Origin of the sequence: Nonomuraea sp. NPDC049695, from assembly GCF_040674955.1 — a bacterium.
Taxonomy (GTDB): domain Bacteria; phylum Actinomycetota; class Actinomycetes; order Streptosporangiales; family Streptosporangiaceae; genus Nonomuraea; species Nonomuraea helvata.
In genome coordinates this window covers 96,309-111,559 of sequence record NZ_JBFANV010000024.1, presented here as the reverse complement: position 1 = coordinate 111,559, position 15,251 = coordinate 96,309, and the positions used below count along the sequence as shown (strand labels likewise).

Annotated in this window: 16 protein-coding genes; 6 read left to right on the top strand and 10 right to left on the bottom strand. The window is 71.6% G+C overall.

What is annotated here, in order from left to right:
• Window positions 1-7: 7 nt before the first annotated feature.
• Window positions 8-814: a hypothetical protein gene (locus tag AB0J64_RS22295; RefSeq protein WP_364029585.1), complete on the bottom strand. Its 807-nt coding sequence runs from the start codon at window positions 812-814 to the stop codon at window positions 8-10.
• Window positions 815-1,065: 251 nt separating this feature from the next.
• Window positions 1,066-1,782: a transglutaminase-like domain-containing protein gene (locus tag AB0J64_RS22290; protein WP_364029583.1), complete on the bottom strand. Its 717-nt coding sequence runs from the start codon at window positions 1,780-1,782 to the stop codon at window positions 1,066-1,068.
• Window positions 1,783-1,922: 140 nt separating this feature from the next.
• Here AB0J64_RS22290 and AB0J64_RS22285 point away from each other — a divergent pair, with 140 nt between their 5' ends.
• On the top strand, window positions 1,923-3,644 hold the full coding sequence (locus AB0J64_RS22285; RefSeq protein ID WP_364029581.1) for an FAD/NAD(P)-binding protein: 1,722 nt from the start codon (window positions 1,923-1,925) through the stop codon (window positions 3,642-3,644).
• 140 nt (window positions 3,645-3,784) lie between these two features.
• On the opposite strand, the gene AB0J64_RS22280 is transcribed toward AB0J64_RS22285, so the two are convergent.
• Entirely contained in the window at window positions 3,785-4,750 is a 966-nt protein-coding gene (locus tag AB0J64_RS22280) for an NADP-dependent oxidoreductase (RefSeq protein WP_364029579.1), read from the bottom strand.
• A gap of 96 nt (window positions 4,751-4,846) precedes the next feature.
• On the opposite strand from AB0J64_RS22280, the gene AB0J64_RS22275 reads away from it, so the two are divergent.
• Window positions 4,847-5,437 carry a TetR/AcrR family transcriptional regulator gene (locus tag AB0J64_RS22275; protein WP_364029577.1) on the top strand — a complete coding sequence of 197 codons (591 nt, stop codon included), beginning with the start codon at window positions 4,847-4,849 and terminating at the stop codon, window positions 5,435-5,437.
• 148 nt (window positions 5,438-5,585) lie between these two features.
• Here AB0J64_RS22275 and AB0J64_RS22270 read toward each other — a convergent pair whose 3' ends face one another.
• Window positions 5,586-6,875, bottom strand: coding sequence for an FAD-binding protein (locus AB0J64_RS22270; protein ID WP_364029575.1), 1,290 nt, complete (start codon window positions 6,873-6,875; stop codon window positions 5,586-5,588).
• A 146-nt stretch (window positions 6,876-7,021) separates the two neighbouring features.
• A complete protein-coding gene (locus AB0J64_RS22265) occupies window positions 7,022-7,165 on the bottom strand; it encodes a hypothetical protein (RefSeq protein ID WP_364029573.1) in 144 nt (47 codons plus the stop codon).
• An 81-nt stretch (window positions 7,166-7,246) separates the two neighbouring features.
• On the opposite strand from AB0J64_RS22265, the gene AB0J64_RS22260 reads away from it, so the two are divergent.
• Window positions 7,247-8,257: an ABC transporter substrate-binding protein gene (locus tag AB0J64_RS22260; RefSeq protein ID WP_364029571.1), complete on the top strand. Its 1,011-nt coding sequence runs from the start codon at window positions 7,247-7,249 to the stop codon at window positions 8,255-8,257.
• Here the strand turns inward: AB0J64_RS22260 and AB0J64_RS22255 are convergent.
• Entirely contained in the window at window positions 8,250-8,735 is a 486-nt protein-coding gene (locus AB0J64_RS22255; protein WP_364029569.1) for a metallophosphoesterase family protein, read from the bottom strand. The genes AB0J64_RS22260 and AB0J64_RS22255 overlap by 8 nt on opposite strands.
• Before the next feature lie 109 nt (window positions 8,736-8,844).
• Between AB0J64_RS22255 and AB0J64_RS22250 the strand changes: the two genes are divergently transcribed.
• Both AB0J64_RS22250 and AB0J64_RS22245 read left to right on the top strand, forming a co-directional pair.
• Complete coding sequence (locus tag AB0J64_RS22250; protein WP_364029567.1) at window positions 8,845-9,159, top strand: hypothetical protein; 315 nt, start codon at window positions 8,845-8,847, stop codon at window positions 9,157-9,159.
• Window positions 9,160-9,180: 21 nt separating this feature from the next.
• Window positions 9,181-10,503, top strand: a complete 1,323-nt coding sequence (locus AB0J64_RS22245; protein ID WP_364029565.1) for a hypothetical protein — start codon at window positions 9,181-9,183, stop codon at window positions 10,501-10,503.
• 67 nt (window positions 10,504-10,570) lie between these two features.
• Here AB0J64_RS22245 and AB0J64_RS22240 read toward each other — a convergent pair whose 3' ends face one another.
• The 3 genes from AB0J64_RS22240 to AB0J64_RS22230 all read right to left on the bottom strand — a co-directional run bounded on the left by AB0J64_RS22240 (window position 10,571) and on the right by AB0J64_RS22230 (window position 13,700).
• A complete protein-coding gene (locus AB0J64_RS22240; protein WP_364029563.1) occupies window positions 10,571-11,290 on the bottom strand; it encodes an SRPBCC domain-containing protein in 720 nt (239 codons plus the stop codon).
• 3 nt (window positions 11,291-11,293) lie between these two features.
• A complete protein-coding gene (locus tag AB0J64_RS22235) occupies window positions 11,294-11,881 on the bottom strand; it encodes a helix-turn-helix domain-containing protein (RefSeq protein ID WP_364029561.1) in 588 nt (195 codons plus the stop codon).
• A gap of 745 nt (window positions 11,882-12,626) precedes the next feature.
• Window positions 12,627-13,700, bottom strand: a complete 1,074-nt coding sequence (locus tag AB0J64_RS22230; protein ID WP_364029559.1) for a hypothetical protein — start codon at window positions 13,698-13,700, stop codon at window positions 12,627-12,629.
• Window positions 13,701-13,923: 223 nt separating this feature from the next.
• Here AB0J64_RS22230 and AB0J64_RS22225 point away from each other — a divergent pair, with 223 nt between their 5' ends.
• Window positions 13,924-14,163 carry an AbfB domain-containing protein gene (locus AB0J64_RS22225; RefSeq protein WP_364029603.1) on the top strand — a complete coding sequence of 80 codons (240 nt, stop codon included), beginning with the start codon at window positions 13,924-13,926 and terminating at the stop codon, window positions 14,161-14,163.
• Here AB0J64_RS22225 and AB0J64_RS22220 read toward each other — a convergent pair.
• The gene (locus AB0J64_RS22220) at window positions 14,147-15,238 is read right to left on the bottom strand and encodes a LacI family DNA-binding transcriptional regulator (protein ID WP_364029557.1); all 1,092 of its coding nucleotides are present in this window, start codon (window positions 15,236-15,238) and stop codon (window positions 14,147-14,149) included. The genes AB0J64_RS22225 and AB0J64_RS22220 overlap by 17 nt on opposite strands.
• Window positions 15,239-15,251: the final 13 nt, after the last annotated feature.

Sequence of the window (15,251 nt, the reverse complement as noted above, 5' to 3'; positions counted from 1 at the left end):
GGGCGATCTAATCCTGGGCCACCTCGACACCCATGACGGCCTGCCGCGCCTGCCGTTCCGGCCCTGCGGCCAGGGACGAACGGGTGGTGGCTCCGGAGGAGTCCCACATGCGCGGCGCCGGCGAGTGGAACACCTCGGTTCCCTTGTCGTTGACCGCGCTCAGGCCGCCGGTCGCCGTCCTGCGCACCGCCAGACCGTTCGCCCGCATGCCGAAGACGAGCTTGGCCAGCGCGGGGTCGGCCGCCGCCTCCTTGTTCTTGACCACCAGCACCTCGGAGAAGCCGAGCACCGACGCGGTCACCTTCAGGTCCACACCCGGGAGCACCTCGCCGTACGTCGCGGTGCTCCCCTCGAGCGCCGGCTTCGGCAGGTCTCCCGGCCAGCTCATCTCGACCGAGCGACCGCCCTCCGCCAGGCGGGCCAGCGGGGTCGTCCCGCCGCCCGAGAACGTCAGCTCCAGCGGGGTGGCCACGGTCTTCACACTTCCGTCCGGCGCGAAGGCCAGGGTGGCGTCGACGTCGGCCCAGCCGCCGTTCCTGCGCACCCGCTCGGGCAGCGCCGAGGTCTCCGAGGTGAACGAGCCGTCGGGGTTGGCGAACACCTGGCGGTTCTCCGAGCGCAGGGAGAGCACCTCCACCCGCTGTTTACCGCGGTGGGCCTGGTCCAGCGCCTCCCGCTCCGTCTGCGCCGGTGGATCGCCCGTGACCGCGGCAGCTGCGGGGGCCCCGCCTGTGAGGACACCGCCGGCCACGAGCAGACCGGACAGCAACGATAAGACCGCGGCGAGGGCTGGCCCGCGGGGGGAACGGCGCATCAAGCCTCCAGAGCATCTGCGTGAACGCGTATCCACGGAGTACTCGCCGGTTTCCGCCGCGCATGCGAAGACGCCTTGCCGCCCCCGCCCATGCACGGCACGTCCCCGCGAGTGCCGGTGATCTCGAAACGGCACTATTTTCGGCGACCGTCCGGTGAGGGGGCCAGATGTTTGCGTCTGGATGCAAATGCCCTGGTGGCGGCGCTAAGGCGGGTCCCGAATCGCGCGCCGCCGCGCGGCCATGGTGCTGTTCAGCGGAACTCGTCAGGGACCCTTAACTCCGCGGTGTCGTAGAGCCGGTCGACGGTGTCCGGGTCGTCCGCCGCGCAGGCGGCCGCGACGTCGTCGATCAGCAGGTCGTAGTCGGGGCCGGTCTTGCCCTGGTAGGAGGCGGTCATCCGGCCCCACTCGTCCCAGGGCAGCGTCTCCATCTTGCGCAGCGCGGCCAGGTCGCGGATCGCGTTGCCCCGGATCTCGGCGACGCCCCACGCGTGCGTCGTCCCCCCGACCCCGAACGTGTCCGGATCCACCGCGCCCTTGCGGTAGAGCGTCCATGCCTCGCCGCCGGTCAGGAACTCTCCCTGGGCCAGGTCCTCTGGACGGGCCACCAGGTCCCCGTCGAGGATCTCGCTGTCGACGCGCACCCATCGCCGCTCACCGGCGTGCCGGTATTCGGTGATCCAGTGGTCGAGGTGCTTGCCCGGGTCGAAGTACGTGGCGAATCCGCACCGAGCCCTGGCCGGGATGCCGCGCAGGCGGAGCAGGGCGCAGCTCAGCGTGGCGAAGTGGCGGCAGGTGCCCACGACCCGCAGATGCGTGGGGCGTGGCGTGGTGAGGGGCGCCGGGTCGAGCCGGGTCAGCGCCTCGACGATGGCGCTCGTGGGACGCAGGTTCTGCTCCGCCATGCGCTCCTCGGGCAGCGCGGTGGCGTCATGGGGATGGATGACGAGCCCGCTCACGACGGCCATGCCGGGGACTCTAGGCAGCACCACCGCCAAAATCGACTGTGCCTTCGAGTTGACGATCTTTCCCATAATCCCTACTGTTTATATGGGTATTTGGGGTGTGGTGCCGTGGGATGGCAGGGCGGTTGGGGGAGGTGGTCGGGATGGGTGCTGTCGCGGTCATCGGGGCGGGCCCCACGGGGACATCGCTCGTGGAGCGGATCTGCGCCAACGCCTCCGAGCTGCTCGGAGACCAGGTGCTGGACGTGCACGTGGTGGACCCGTACCCGCACGGCGCCGGGCGGGTCTGGCGGACGGACCAGCCCGAGCTGCTGTGGGCCAACTCCATGGCCGGTGACATCACGGTCTTCACCGACCCGTCGGTGCGCTGCGAGGGGCCGGTCCGGACGGGGCCGTCGCTGGCCGAGTGGCTCGGCTGCGAGCCCGGGTTCTTCGCGCCCCGCCCGGTCCTGAGCCGCTACCTGTCCTTCGCCTTCGAACGCGCCGTGCGCGCCGCGCCCCGCACCGTACGGGTGCACCTGCACCGCGACACGGCGGTCGGCCTGGCCGACCTGCGCGGGGGCCAGCGGGTGGAGCTGTCCGGCGGGCGGGCGCTGGAGGTGGACGCGGTGGTGCTCGCACAGGGTCACCAGGGCGTGCTGCCCTCGCCGCAGGAGGCCGCGGAGGCGGCGTTCGCCGACCGGCACGGCCTGGCGTACCTCCCCACCGGGTACGCCGCCGACCTCGACCCGGGCGTGATCCCGGCGGGGGAGCCGGTACTCGCGCGCGGCGCCGGGCTGGCGTTCATCGACCTGATGGTGCTGCTCACGTCGGGCCGCGGCGGCCGGTTCACCCGGCAGGGCGGGGAGCTCCACTACGTGGCGAGCGGGGCGGAGCCGCGGCTGTACGTGGGGTCGCGCAGGGGAGTGCCGTACCACGCCAAGACCGGCTACCGGCTGGCGGCTCCGCCACCCGGCCTGCCCAGGTTCGTCACCCCGGGCGTGCCTTCGGGGGATCTGCGGCGGGCGGTGGCCAAGGAGCTCGCGTACGCGTACTACTTCGAGCTGTTCACCGCGCACCGCTCGCGCACCCGGATCGCGTGGGACGAGTTCGAGCCCGCCTTCGAGCGGGCCGAGTGGGGCGGCAAGGAGATGCGCGCGCTGGTCACCAGGTCCGTCCCCAGGTTCGCCGACCGGCTGCACCTGGAGCGGCTGGAGCGGCCCCTGCACGGGATGAGGTTCGGCGACCTGGCGGGGCTGGGGCGGTGGATGTCCGGTTATCTGGCGGCCGACCTGGAACGGCGGGCCGACCCGGCGCACAGCGCGGACCTGGCGATGATCCACGGACTGGCCGCCCTGCGCGGCGTGCTGCCCGAGGACCCCTGGTTCCAGGGGCTGTACAACTACTTCGCCAGCGGCCCGCCCGCACCCCGGCTGGAGGAGTTGCGGGCGCTGGCGCGGGCGGGCGTGGTCACGTTCCTGGGGGCGGGGACGCGGGTCGCGCGCGACGATCGGGCAGGGGTGTGGCGGGCGGTCAGCGCGACCGTGCCGGGTGCGGTCGAGGCGCGGGCCCTGGTGGAGGCCCGGCTGCCGGATCCGGCCGTGGTCCGCAGCACCGATCCGCTGGTCGCCGGGCTCTACGTCCGGGGCGAGTGCCGCGAGTCAGGGGGCCTGCTCGACGTACGCCTCCCGTGCCGTCGCCTGGTGAACCGGGCCGGCGCCGCTCATCCCCGCCGCTTCGCTCTCGGCCCGTGGACGGTGGGCGGCCCCGGCGCCGCGGGCTTCGCGCGGCCCGGCGCCGACGCCCCGCTCTTCCGCCAGACGGACGCCCTGGCCAGAACCCTTCTGGGCCAGACCGCCGGCGCCCGACTCCGCCCCGCGGCCTGACACCCCTGCGGCGTGACACCCCCGCGGCGTGGCACCCCCGCGCCCTGACGCCCCCGCGCCCCGGCTGCCCTCGGCGTCCCGGCTGCCCTCGGCGTCCCGGCGGCCGGTGCGCCTGACGCGCGCCGGGACGCCGCCGCACGCTAGGGCGCCACCTGGAGGACGATCTTGCCCTGGATGTGTCCGCGCTCGGCCCGTGCGTGGGCCTCGGCGGCCTCTCGCAGCGGGAAGACGGAGTCGATCCCCACCCGGAGGCGGCCTTCCTCCATCAGCCTGGCCAGCTCCGCCATGTGGGCCCCGTCCGAGCGCACCTGGCCCCCACGCTTGACGATGCCCCGCCTCGCCAGCTCCTCGTCCCCGAAGTTCACCAGGAAGCAGGGGCTGTACACGCCGCCGTCCCTGATCGCGGGCAGCAACCGGTACGCCTGCTGCCTGCCGACCGTGTCGAGCAGGTAGTCCACGTCCCGCACCACCTCCGCGGCAGCCACCTGCGTGTAGTCGATGAACTCGTCCACTCCCAGCTCCTTGAGGAACGCCTCATGGCGCCCGGAGGCGACGCCGATGACGTGACAGCCGACGCCCTTGGCCAGCTGCACGGCGAAGTGGCCGATGCCGCCGGCCGCGCCGTTCACGAGAACCCGGCTGCCCGGCTCGAGCCCGATGTAGTCGAAGAGGAACTGGTACGCGGTGAGCCCCGCCATCGGCACGCCCGCCGCGTGCACATGATCGACGGACGTGGGCTTCCTGGCGAGATCGCCGACCGGAGCGGTCGTGTACTCGGCGTACGCCCTCGCCTCCATGCTCGGGAAGCGGAGCAGGCCGAAGACCTCGTCCCCCACCTGCCACTCGGTGACGCCCGGCCCCAGCGCGGCCACGACGCCCGACACGTCGGTCCCCGGCGTGTACGGCAGGGGCAGCGACGGACGCAGATCCTCGGGGATGCCGGCGAAGCCCTTGTGGGCGTACCAGTCGAGCGGGTTCATCCCGGCGGCGTGGACCCGGATCAGGACCTCGCCGGGTCCCGGCTCGGGACGGGGCACCTCCTCGTACGTGAGGACGTCCGGACCGCCGGGCGTGTGAATGCGGACGGCATGCATGACAGCGGGCATGGTTTCCCCCAACGGAATCAGCCCCGATATGATTCGGAGCACTGTTCCGGATCATAACCGGAGCAGTGCTCCGCTTGTCAACGGAAAGGACCGTGCATGACGGGAGAATCGCCGAAGGAGCAGCGGGCCGACGCCCGGCGCAACCGGGAACGCATCCTCGCCGTGGCCAGGGGCGTCGTCCAGGAGCAGGGGACCGAGGCCTCGCTGCGGGACATCGCCCGCCGCGCCGAGGTCGGGCTCGGGACGCTCTATCGGCACTTCCCGACGCGGGAGGCGCTGCTGGAGGCGCTGCTGCGGCAGGGGTTCGACCGGCTGGCCGGACGGGCGGAGGCGCTGGGGGAGAGCGGCTCGCCGTACGAGGCGCTGGTGGAGTTCCTGCGCGACCTCATCGGGGGCGCGGGCGCCTACCGGGGGCTGGCCGGTTCGATGATGGCCACGATCAGCGACGAGCAGTCGCCGCTGCACGCGTCCTGCATGGCGATGCGCTCGGCGGCGGGGCGCCTCCTGGAGCGCGCGCAGGCGGAGGGGCGCATCCGCGAGGACATCGACGGGACGGACCTGTTCGCGCTGGCCAACGCCCTGAGCTGGATCACCGACCAGGCCCCGTCCCTCGGTTCACGGCGCGACCACCTCTTCGAGCTCGTCATGGACGGCCTCACGCGCGACCCGCCAGGGGGGCGGCGTTGACCTCGTCGGCCAGGGCGCTGAGCCGGGGCCGTCCTCACCGCCGCGCCATCCCCCGGAGGCACCGCGTGACGAGATCGCCGAGCCGTCGCGCACGGGCCCGACCCGGACCAGGTGAAGGACAGAAGGAGGCCGACGCCAAGGCGGCCGGTCAGCGGGCGACGTGGCCGATGCGGAAGAAGCCGTCCGGGTCGTAGGCCCGCTTGACGTCACGCAGCCGCCGGTAGTCGGGCGCCGTGAACGCGGCCGCCGTCCTGGACGGGTCGGCCAGGAAGTTCAGGAACGTGCCCCCGTTCGCGTACGGGCGCAGCGCCTCGGGCAGCCCCGGCACCGGCGTGTCCACGATGACCGACAGCCGGGTGGCGCGGTGGCTGACGGGCCCGGCTTCCGGACCAGGGCGGCTCATCGCGCCGCCCCAGTGGCGGATCTCCACGGTCTGCGCCACCTCGGCCGCCCGCACCAGGGTGCCGATCACCTCGTCCGGCACGGTCTCGAACATGTCCATGTGCCGGTTGGGCGTCCCGCCCATGGACGTGGCCGCGTACGTGCTGGGCCGCGTCTCGTCCAGCAGCGCCGGCCCCGCCGCCTGCCACAGCGGCGCCAGCAACCGCCTGGCCTCCGCCGCGTCGCCCGCGTGCACCACCTTGACCATGACCACGTGCCTGCCCCGGACCGGCTCGGGCGCGTCGTCGGGCATCCGCTTGAGCACGACCGCCGTGCTGATCTCGTCAGGGGCCTGCTCGATCCAGCTCCGGTACGCGCTCAGCGTCTCAGCGGCCGTCTCGATGGGGAAGTACGCGAACCCGGAGTAGACCTTCTCCACCGGGTAGAGGCGGAACTCCAGCGAGGTGACGACGCCGAACCCGCCGCCGCCCCCGCGCACCGCCCAGAACAGCTCCGGGTGGCTGTCGGCGCTCGCCACGACGTGCCGGCCGTCCGCCAGCAGCACCTCGGCCCGCACCACGCTGTCGGCCGCGAACCCGTACTTGCGCGCCAGCCACCCGAGCCCGCCTCCGAGCGTGTAACCGGTGACGCCGACCGACGGCGACGACCCGGACAGCGGCGCCAGCCCGAACGGCGCGGCGGCGGCGATCACATCACCCCACAGCGCGCCCGGCCCCACACGGGCGACCCGCCGATCCGGGTCCACCAGCACCGATGCCATGCGGGAGGTCCTGACGAGGACGCCGCCGTCGCACGCGGCGTGCGTGCCGTGCCCCGTCGCCTGCACCGCCAACGGCACCCCGTGCTGCCGCGCCGCCAGCAGGGCGGCCCGCAGATCCCGCACGTCGTGCGCCTCGGCCACCACGGCCGGACGGGAGTCCACCCGCGGGTTGAGCGAGCGGCGCAGCTCGTCGTATCCGGCCTCGCCCGGCAGGTGCACAGCCCCGGCGAACCCGGGAAGCGCGATCTCGTCCTGGATGATGTACGCCTGGCTCATCTTCTCGTGCCCTTCTCTCCGGTGATCTGTGACCACAGTGCTGGAGGGCGCTTACGGCTCCGTTCCCGTCGCCTTACCGCCGCCCTTAAGTCCTCAGGATCCTGGCAGCGGGGTCCGACGGAATCCGCCCGCCGTCGCCTCCTCCGTTACACCACCGGTCGTACGCCACCGAGGGCCTCATCCGCCTGTCGTACGATCGCGAGCATGGTCATGAACAACCGGTCCACGTCGCTGCCTGGGCGGATGGCTCGGGCGGCGGCCGCGGGCCTGCTGCCGATGGCCGTGTTCATCGCCGCTCACCTGACGATCTTCCTAGTTAGGTAAGGCTAATCTAATATTCCGTGGAGAAGCCCGCCCAGCGAGGAGACTCCATGGCCGCTGTCCCGCGACGTACCCTGATCGCCCTCGGCATCGCCGCCCTGGCCGGCGTCAGTGCCTGCGGCGGGACGGCCACGACTGCCTCCCCGTCCGCGGGTCAGCCCACCTGGACCTGGACCGACGACCGCGGCAAGAACATCTCACTCCCCCGCAGGCCGCAGCGCGTGGTCGCCCAGTCGGGAGCGGCGGCCGCCCTGTGGGACTTCGGGGTGCGGCCGGTCGCGGTGTTCGGCCCGCACCGGTTGAAGGACGGCGGCCGGGACCCGGAGGTAGGCGAGGTGGACATCTCCAAGGTCGAGTCGATCGGGAACGTGTGGGGAGAGTTCAACGTCGAGAAGTACGCCTCGCTCCGGCCCGACCTGCTGGTGGCGGGCATGTACCAGAAGAACACGCTCTGGTACGTCCCCCAGGAGTCCGTCCAGGCGGTCGACCAGGTCGCCCCGTCGGTCGGGGTGCAGCTCAGCGGCAGGCCCCTGGTCGAGATCATCGAGAAGTACGGGCAGCTGGCCGCCGCGCTCGGCGCGGACCCGAAGGCGGCGCCCGTGGTCGCGGCCAACAGCCGATTCGACGCGGCCTCCGCCGCGCTCAAGAGCCTCGCCGCCGCCAGGCCCGGCCTCAAGGTCATGGTCGTCACCGCGACGCCCGACAACCTGTACGTCGCCTACCTGCCGGACCACCCCGACATCACGTACTGGGGAGAGCTCGGGCTGAACATCGTCCACCCGGCGCGGCCCACCGAGAGCGAGGGCGGCTTCTGGGAGGTGCTGAGCTGGGAGAACGCCGACAAGTACCAGGCGGACGTGATCCTCGTGGACGCGCGCTCGCAGTCGATGAAGACCGAGGAGATGGCGAAGAAGCCGACCTGGGCCAAGCTGCCCGCGGTCAGGGCCGGCCAGCTCTACCCGTGGCACGCGGCGGAGCGCTACAGCTACCTCGGGTACGCGCAGGTCATGGAGGAGCTCAAGGCCGACCTCGACCAGGCCCGCGACGACCTCGTCAAGTGACGGGCACGATCTCGGCGCGGGTCAGGACGCCGTTCTCGATGGTGAGCAGGCCCAGCGTGCCGTGCGGCTGACGGCGGCGGTCGGTGGGGGAGCCGGGATTGAAGACGCGCAGGCCGTCCTCGCCCTCCTCGTCGAGCGGGATGTGGGAGTGGCCGAAGACGACCAGGTCGGCCTGCGGGAAGCGGCGGCGCATGCGGGCCAGGCGGCCCTTGGCCGGGCCGCTGTCGTGGATCATGCCGATCCGCAGCCCCTCGAGGGTCAGCTCCAGGGTCTCGGGCGCGACCACGTCCGGCCCGTCGTTGTTCCCCTTCACGACGTGAACCGGCGCGTACGCGGCCAGCTCGTCGAGCACGGACGCGACGCAGACGTCACCCGCGTGCAGGATGACGTCCGCGTCCCGCAGGTGCTCGGCGACCTGGGGCGGGCACGAACGCCACCGCCTGGGCGCATGCGTGTCCGACAGCGCGACGACTCTCACACCGTCCCCCTGCCCACTCCCCACCCGCCCGCAACGCGCCTCGCTCAGCCCCGGCCCTACCCGGGGCAGATCACGTACGCGAGAAAAGGGGAGTGGCAAGATGTCGGCCATGTCCGTCATCCCCGACGCCGTCAAGACTTCTCTGCGCCAGCGGCTCCGCGCGCACGCCAGGCAGAGCTGGCCTCAACTGGCCGCGGTTCACGTGCGCTTTCGCGCGTCGTACGGCTACATCAGCGTGAAGTTGACCAACGGCGATGTCCTGCCCTCGATGCGCCTGCGCTATGGCGGTTCGCCCGACCGCTGGGACTTGGCCATCTACAAGTGGCGCAAGGAGAGCTACGAAGACCAGCTCTGGTTCACCGGCAGCCCGGAAGAATCCCTCGACTTCATGTGCGAACCGTACTTGACCAAGGCTGACCGCTGATCAGTCGCGACGGGGAGTGTGATGAGTACAGACCTGTACGGGATCCGTGTGATGGCGCTGGAGCCGGAGCGGCGCCGGATTCGGTTGCGCGTCTTCGTGACGTATTACGACGCCGATGAGTACGACCAGGCGCTGCTGGATGGCGATGCGAGTTTCTTCCTGCGTGTGCTGTGGGACGAGGCCGACACCCGGTTCGACGACGGCGGACCGCTGGGCGAGCAGGTCAGCCTGGATGAGATCCTCGACGAGGACTGGGTCGACGGCAACACCTGGCTGTTCATCGAGCGGTTCGAAGCGGTGACGTCGAAGAACGTGCCGTTCACCAAGACGGACATCGCCAACCTGCCGACCAGACACTACGACCTGGACTGGTTCACCGACGAAGAGCTGCTGGTCCAGACCGACTATGACGTGTGGGTGACCGATCCCCGCTGGCTGGCACACCTGCGCCTGGGCCAGAGCTGGACCACCACGTCGTACCCGACCCAGGCCGACCGGCTGCGTCCCGAGGACGCGCCGTTCATGCCGGACCCTCGCCCGCCTGCCGCCACCATCGACGTGTTCGCGGTGGACTACGACGACGATGACCGAGCCGGTGCGCAGACCGCCGCCGGATCGGCTGTCTCGCCTGACGGCCGATGGCTGGCCGTTGCCAGCGGGGCGGGCGAGCTGGTCGTCTATGACGTTCCCGGGTGGACCGAACGGCTGCGCACATCCTCCGGCGTGTCCGCATCGGCGGTGGACTGGTTGCCGGGGCGGCCGGTGGTCGTGCTGCAGCCGCAGGCGCCGGCTTCACCGTCGTGGGCGTACGACATGGACGCGGGAGCGGTGGTGGCGGCGCCGTCGCAGCGGTGGCTGGCCCGCTCCGCCGACGGCCGGTACCGGCTGAGCCGGTCGGCGGACGGCACGGTCATCATCGGCGACGATGACCGAACACAGCAGTCACCGGCGGTGAACGGGGTTCTGACGGCTGCGGCATTCGCCCTGGACGGCTCTCGGCTCTACATCGCGACGGCCGGCGACATCCTGGCAGTGGATCCGACGGCCGGTGTCATCGCCGAGACGATCAAGAAGGGATACCGGTCGTACGCGTCCTGCGGCCCCGAACCGGTGCGTTCCCTCGCCGTGGATCGGACCGGGCGCTACCTCGCCGTCGGCGGCAAGGAAGCGCTGACCGTGCTCCGGCTTGCGGACGGCGACATACTCATGGAGATACCGCTGACTGATGCGTTCGTCCACTGGTCTCCCGACGGGCTGTGGCTGACGGCGACACAAGGCGGCACCCGTGGCGGGAAGACGACGTGTTCGCGGGTCGGCCGGCCGGCGACAACGCCAGGCAGCTGAACCCACGGGCCGTCGTCACGGTCGACACGATCCGCGCGACGCGTCTGTGGCCGACTCGGCCCGGACGTCAGGCGCCGCCGTCCGCGTACAGCTTCTCCAGCCAGGCCTGCCACAGCGGCCCCTCGTCCGCCCCGTCGAACAGCACGTGCGCGGCGATCATGGGTCCGTTGAACCCCTGGAGGAAGCGGTAGAGGGCATTGCCGGCGCGGATCCCGAGCGTCTGGGAGTTGCGGAAGTACACGACTCCCTCGGCCGGGCCGACACGCACCCGGTCGCCGGGGGACGGCGGCCCGCCCAGGGCGGCGTACAGGGTCTCCCAGGCGCGCGGCCAGTCGTGGACCATCGGCCCGAACGCCGTGACCGGCCGCGCGGTCCGTCCCGCGAAGTGAGAGAGGTATTCGACCAGGGTTGCGAAGAACATCTCCATCCCGCGCGACATGGCCTCGAACTCGTCCTGCCAGTCGTCCCCCGGCAAAAATCCGCTGGTCACCATGCGCACGAGCGTGCTGCCCTGCCCCCGGCCCTCGACGAGGAACTCGTAGGCGACGAACCGCCCGTCGTCCGCCTTGTCGCTGCTGTGGGCGAAGCGCTGGAGCGGCTCGGCGGCGGTCACCGTGGACGGGGGCATCTCGCCGCCGCCGAACGCGGTGCGTACGACGCCGTCCGCCACGACGCTCCGCCCCACCAGCCACGAGTCGATGCCCGGACCCGTCGAGATCGCCTCCCACACCTCCTCGGGTGCCGCCTCGACCAGGGCCTCATGGGGCAGTTCGAACGAGTGGCCCAACGCTCAGCGCTCCTTCTTCACGGCGGGATGCACGGCGACGATCAGCCGGTGATCGCGCCCGCCCTCGGCGGATTCGTCGTGATATTTGCTGACCAGCTCCGTCACACACTGCGCAAGCTCCTCCGCGAAGGCCGCCCGGTCGGCCGCTGACGCGAAGCGCACCTCGCCGTCGATGGCGAACGTCGCCACCCGCTGCTGCGCCTTGGCGGCCCCCGTTATCAGCGTGCCGACATCGCGTACGAGCTGCGCGGCCAGCGCCAGCAGCCAGCGCGCCGACAGCCGGTCCGGCGACCTGCCCGGGTCGGGCTGGACGGCGGCCAGCGCGGCCGGTGAGATGACGAAGGACGCGGCGCTGGCCTGCATCACGCGCTCGGTGACGTTGCCCTTCCTGCGCTCCTCGACCAGCTCGACCAGGCCGTGCCGCTCCAACGTGCGCAGATGGTAGTTGACCTTCTGCCTGGCCAGCCCGACCTTGGCCGCCAGCGACGTGGCCGAGCCCGGCTCGACCAGGGCGGCCAGCAGCTTCGACCGCATGGGGTCGAGCGACGCCTCGGCCGCCGCCGCATCTTCGATCACCGCGACTTCGTGCATGGTGAAACGATGGCACCGACAAAAAAGCTTGTCAAGGCGGTGTCCCGACCGCGGTTGTGAACTGGGTCGCCGCCGTGTCTCACCGCGGTGGCGGCCCCACCGAGTCCCGACTGACCAGCGGGCACGGCATGAGATATCCCTGCTCCCTCTTCTCGGGGTCGTCCTGGTGATCGCCACTCGCCAGGAGTTCGCGCGGATCAGGACGGCTCGGATCAGGACAGCCCGGATCGGCGCCGGTGGTCTCGGACACCCGGCCTCCTCTGCAGTCGTGCGGCTACGCGGCCATCGGCGGGCGCCACCTGTATGTCGCCGGCTGATCACAACTGGTGACAGCCGCTCTGTACGGGCTTGTACGGATGCTTCGGCGGCCGTTGCGGAGCGGGGGCATGACGCCTCACGGTCGGCGTATCGGTGGCCGGTATCCGGAGCCGACCACCCTCACCCCTGATCACGGACAAGTCAGTCGAACATTCACGGAGGGTCCACGCCAATGACAGCATCGACTTCCGCTCACGGCCGGATCGACATGCGGCGAATGCGGCGGATACGGCGGCGAGCGGCATCGTTCATCGCATCCGCGCTGATCGTCGCGGCCGTTCTCCCCGCCCACGCGGCCCGCGCCTTCGCGGACGTCGCCGTGAACCTGCAACTGCGCGGCGCCTACGGCTCTGTCAGCGTCCTCGTCAACGGATCACCGACCGGCACCTGCTCCGTCTCGAACTGCCAGTACATGGTGCCCGTCGGATCAACCGTGCGATTGACCCCCGACGGAGACATCACTTCCTGGGGTCCCGGGCCCTGCCAGTACGTGTTCGGCACCCAGCCCTGCGGCTTCGCGGCGCTGTCGAACACCAGCTTCCAGGTGGTCTTTCTCGGCTAGCCAGGACGCCCCCTCGCCGGAGATCAGGGCGGCACGCAGCCGTTCGTACGTCGGAGCCAATCGGCGCAGGCCGGCCGCGAGCACCACGTCGTCGCCCGACACGAGCGGGCCTTGCAGGCCACCGACGATACGGGCCTGCTCCGCGGCGACGGTCGCGCCCGCGTCGAGGCCCAGGAGCGACAGGCAGGCCGCCAGGTCGTTGAGGCGGCGGGCGCCTACCCGCACCGCGAACGCCTGCCACAGCGTCCTGATCTCGGGATCCAGCCCTTCCTCCACCAGTTCGGCCGTGCGCTCGGCGGCCTCGGCCTGCCCGAGCGTGCCAGGAGGGACCTCCACATCCGTCCGTCCTGCCAGCCAGGCCAGCCCGGCAGGCAGGGAGCGCCGCACCGCCTCCTCCCGGCCGACCTGCTTGCGCCGGGTGAACGCGTGCCGCATCCGGAACGGCCGCTTCAGGTAGGGGATCAACTCCCCGCGCCACGCCTCGGCGAAGGCGTCCACCGGCAGCGTGGCGTACGGGTAGCCCTGCGGGTCGTGCACGAGCACGGTGTCGTCGCCCACTTCCAGCACCACCACGTAGTGGTCGGCGCCGACCGCCTTGCCCGACCCAGGTTGGTACGACAGCAAGCCGAGTTCAAGCGGCCCGGCCAGCACCGGGCCGTCCTGGCAGGCCCGGCGCAGCCGATCGAGCGCTGCTGCCGCCATACCGCCGTCCGCGCGCTCACACTCCCAGCCGAGCAGGCCGATCGCGGTGTCGAGCCCGATCTCGGGGTCCCAGCCGAAGGCGTCGAACAACGGCAGACGCCCGCCGATCAGCTGCATCCCGTACGGCGAGCCCGTCAGGACCTCGATCACAGCCGGAGCCGGCGCCTCGCCGCCCAGGACCATGGCGAGGGAATTGGCGTAGCAGTACGGTCCGGAGCCGACATAGGTGACAGACATGCCCTGCACCGTGCCGCCTGACACGGTGTCAGGGTCAAGCCCGTCTGTGTCAGCCTCGTAACGAGCCCTCGACTCGAGGGCACCGGCGACACTGCTGTGTCGGCGTGACCGTCGATGGCGTTGACCAGGCCGGCTTCGGCACGCTCACGCACGCCAGGGCCCACGATCGTGGGGGGCCTCGCCGCACCGAACGGCTGCTCCCTGCGCGCCCAACGGGCAGTACCTGCGCCACTACGACTTCCGCGTGTGCCTGGCCGCCGACGACGGGACGGCCACCTTCAAGAGCGACGCCACCTTCTACGCCGTCCCCGGCACCGCGAGCGGCTCGGTGCGGCTCGAATCGAGCAACTATCCCGGCCGCTTCCTGCGGCACCGCGACTACGAGCTCTGGGTGGACGCCTGCGACGGCACGAGCGGATTCCGCGACGACAGCTCCTTCACGGCCGTCACCGCCTGGGCCTGACACCTTGGCGAGCGGGTGGCGCGACGGACTGGCGCACCACGACGTGGGTGCCGAACACGGCGTGCTGCTCCGAGCCGCTGCGCGCCCGCTCCTCTTTCAGCTCCAATGCCAGCCGCACGGCGCTGCGGCCCAGCTCCTCGTACGGCACGCGCACGGTCGTCAGCTGCGGCCGCAGGTCCGTCGCCAGCGATATGTCGTCGTATCCCACGAGCGAAATGTCCTCGGGCACGCTCAGACCCGACTCGAAGATCGCGGCCATCGCACCGCCCGCGACGATGTCCGTCTCGGCGAAGATCGCGGTGAACGGCGGCCCCGAGCTCAGCCACCGCCGCGTGTGCTCATAGCCGGACGCCCGGCTGAACTGCACTTTGGTCTCGATCAGCTCGGGGTCGACGGGCACGCCATTGTCCTCCAGCGCCCGCCGGTAACCCGCCAGCCGGCCCGCGGTCGTGGTGAACCCCGGCGGCCCGCCGCCCAGGAAAAGGATCCGCCGATGCCCGCGGGACAGCAGGTGAGCTGTCGCGGCGTAGGCGCCGGCCTCGTTGTCGTACTCCACGACCGTGACCGGCATGTCGGCGCCGATCGGCGGCCGGCCGCACAGGACCAGCCGCGACCCCGCCGCGTCCAGCGAGTGCGCGATCTCGGCCATGCGCGTGCGGTAGGCAGGCTCGTCGACCGCCCCGCCGATGAGGATCACCGCCGACGCACGCTGCTCGCGCATGAGGTGGATGGCGGCCAGCTCCCGCTCGGGAGCGCCCTCGGTCGTGCACACCAGGCACAGCCGCCCGCGGCGGGCCGCCTCCTGCTCGGCCCCGTGCACGGCGGCGGCGAAGGCGGGTCCGCGCACGTCGTTGACGATGAACGCCACCGTCTGGGTGCTGCCCGCCACCAGCGCGCGGGCGTGGGTGTTGGCCACGTAGTTGAGCTCCTTGATGGCCCGCTGCACCCGCAGCTTGGTGGCCTGCGCCACCGGGTAGTCGCCGGCCATCACCCTGGACACGGTGGAGACGGACACGCCGGCCCGCGCCGCGACGTCCCGGATCGTGTTCTGGCGGTGCTCGTCTCTCCTGGCCATGATCCCGAAGTAT

Excerpts from the sequence above, each read along its gene's own strand:
- AB0J64_RS22285 (WP_364029581.1), top strand. The coding sequence starts at position 1,923 with ATGGGTGCTGTCGCGGTCATCGGGGCGGGCCCCACGGGGACATCGCTC.
- AB0J64_RS22235 (WP_364029561.1), bottom strand. The coding sequence starts at position 11,881 with ATGCACGAAGTCGCGGTGATCGAAGATGCGGCGGCGGCCGAGGCGTCG.
- AB0J64_RS22295 (WP_364029585.1), bottom strand. The coding sequence starts at position 814 with ATGCGCCGTTCCCCCCGCGGGCCAGCCCTCGCCGCGGTCTTATCGTTG.
- AB0J64_RS22275 (WP_364029577.1), top strand. The coding sequence starts at position 4,847 with ATGACGGGAGAATCGCCGAAGGAGCAGCGGGCCGACGCCCGGCGCAAC.
- AB0J64_RS22260 (WP_364029571.1), top strand. The coding sequence starts at position 7,247 with ATGGCCGCTGTCCCGCGACGTACCCTGATCGCCCTCGGCATCGCCGCC.
- AB0J64_RS22220 (WP_364029557.1), bottom strand. The coding sequence starts at position 15,238 with ATGGCCAGGAGAGACGAGCACCGCCAGAACACGATCCGGGACGTCGCG.
- AB0J64_RS22270 (WP_364029575.1), bottom strand. The coding sequence starts at position 6,875 with ATGAGCCAGGCGTACATCATCCAGGACGAGATCGCGCTTCCCGGGTTC.
- AB0J64_RS22250 (WP_364029567.1), top strand. The coding sequence starts at position 8,845 with ATGTCCGTCATCCCCGACGCCGTCAAGACTTCTCTGCGCCAGCGGCTC.
- AB0J64_RS22280 (WP_364029579.1), bottom strand. The coding sequence starts at position 4,750 with ATGCCCGCTGTCATGCATGCCGTCCGCATTCACACGCCCGGCGGTCCG.
- AB0J64_RS22245 (WP_364029565.1), top strand. The coding sequence starts at position 9,181 with ATGAGTACAGACCTGTACGGGATCCGTGTGATGGCGCTGGAGCCGGAG.
- AB0J64_RS22290 (WP_364029583.1), bottom strand. The coding sequence starts at position 1,782 with ATGGCCGTCGTGAGCGGGCTCGTCATCCATCCCCATGACGCCACCGCG.
- AB0J64_RS22230 (WP_364029559.1), bottom strand. The coding sequence starts at position 13,700 with ATGTCTGTCACCTATGTCGGCTCCGGACCGTACTGCTACGCCAATTCC.
- AB0J64_RS22265 (WP_364029573.1), bottom strand. The coding sequence starts at position 7,165 with ATGAACACGGCCATCGGCAGCAGGCCCGCGGCCGCCGCCCGAGCCATC.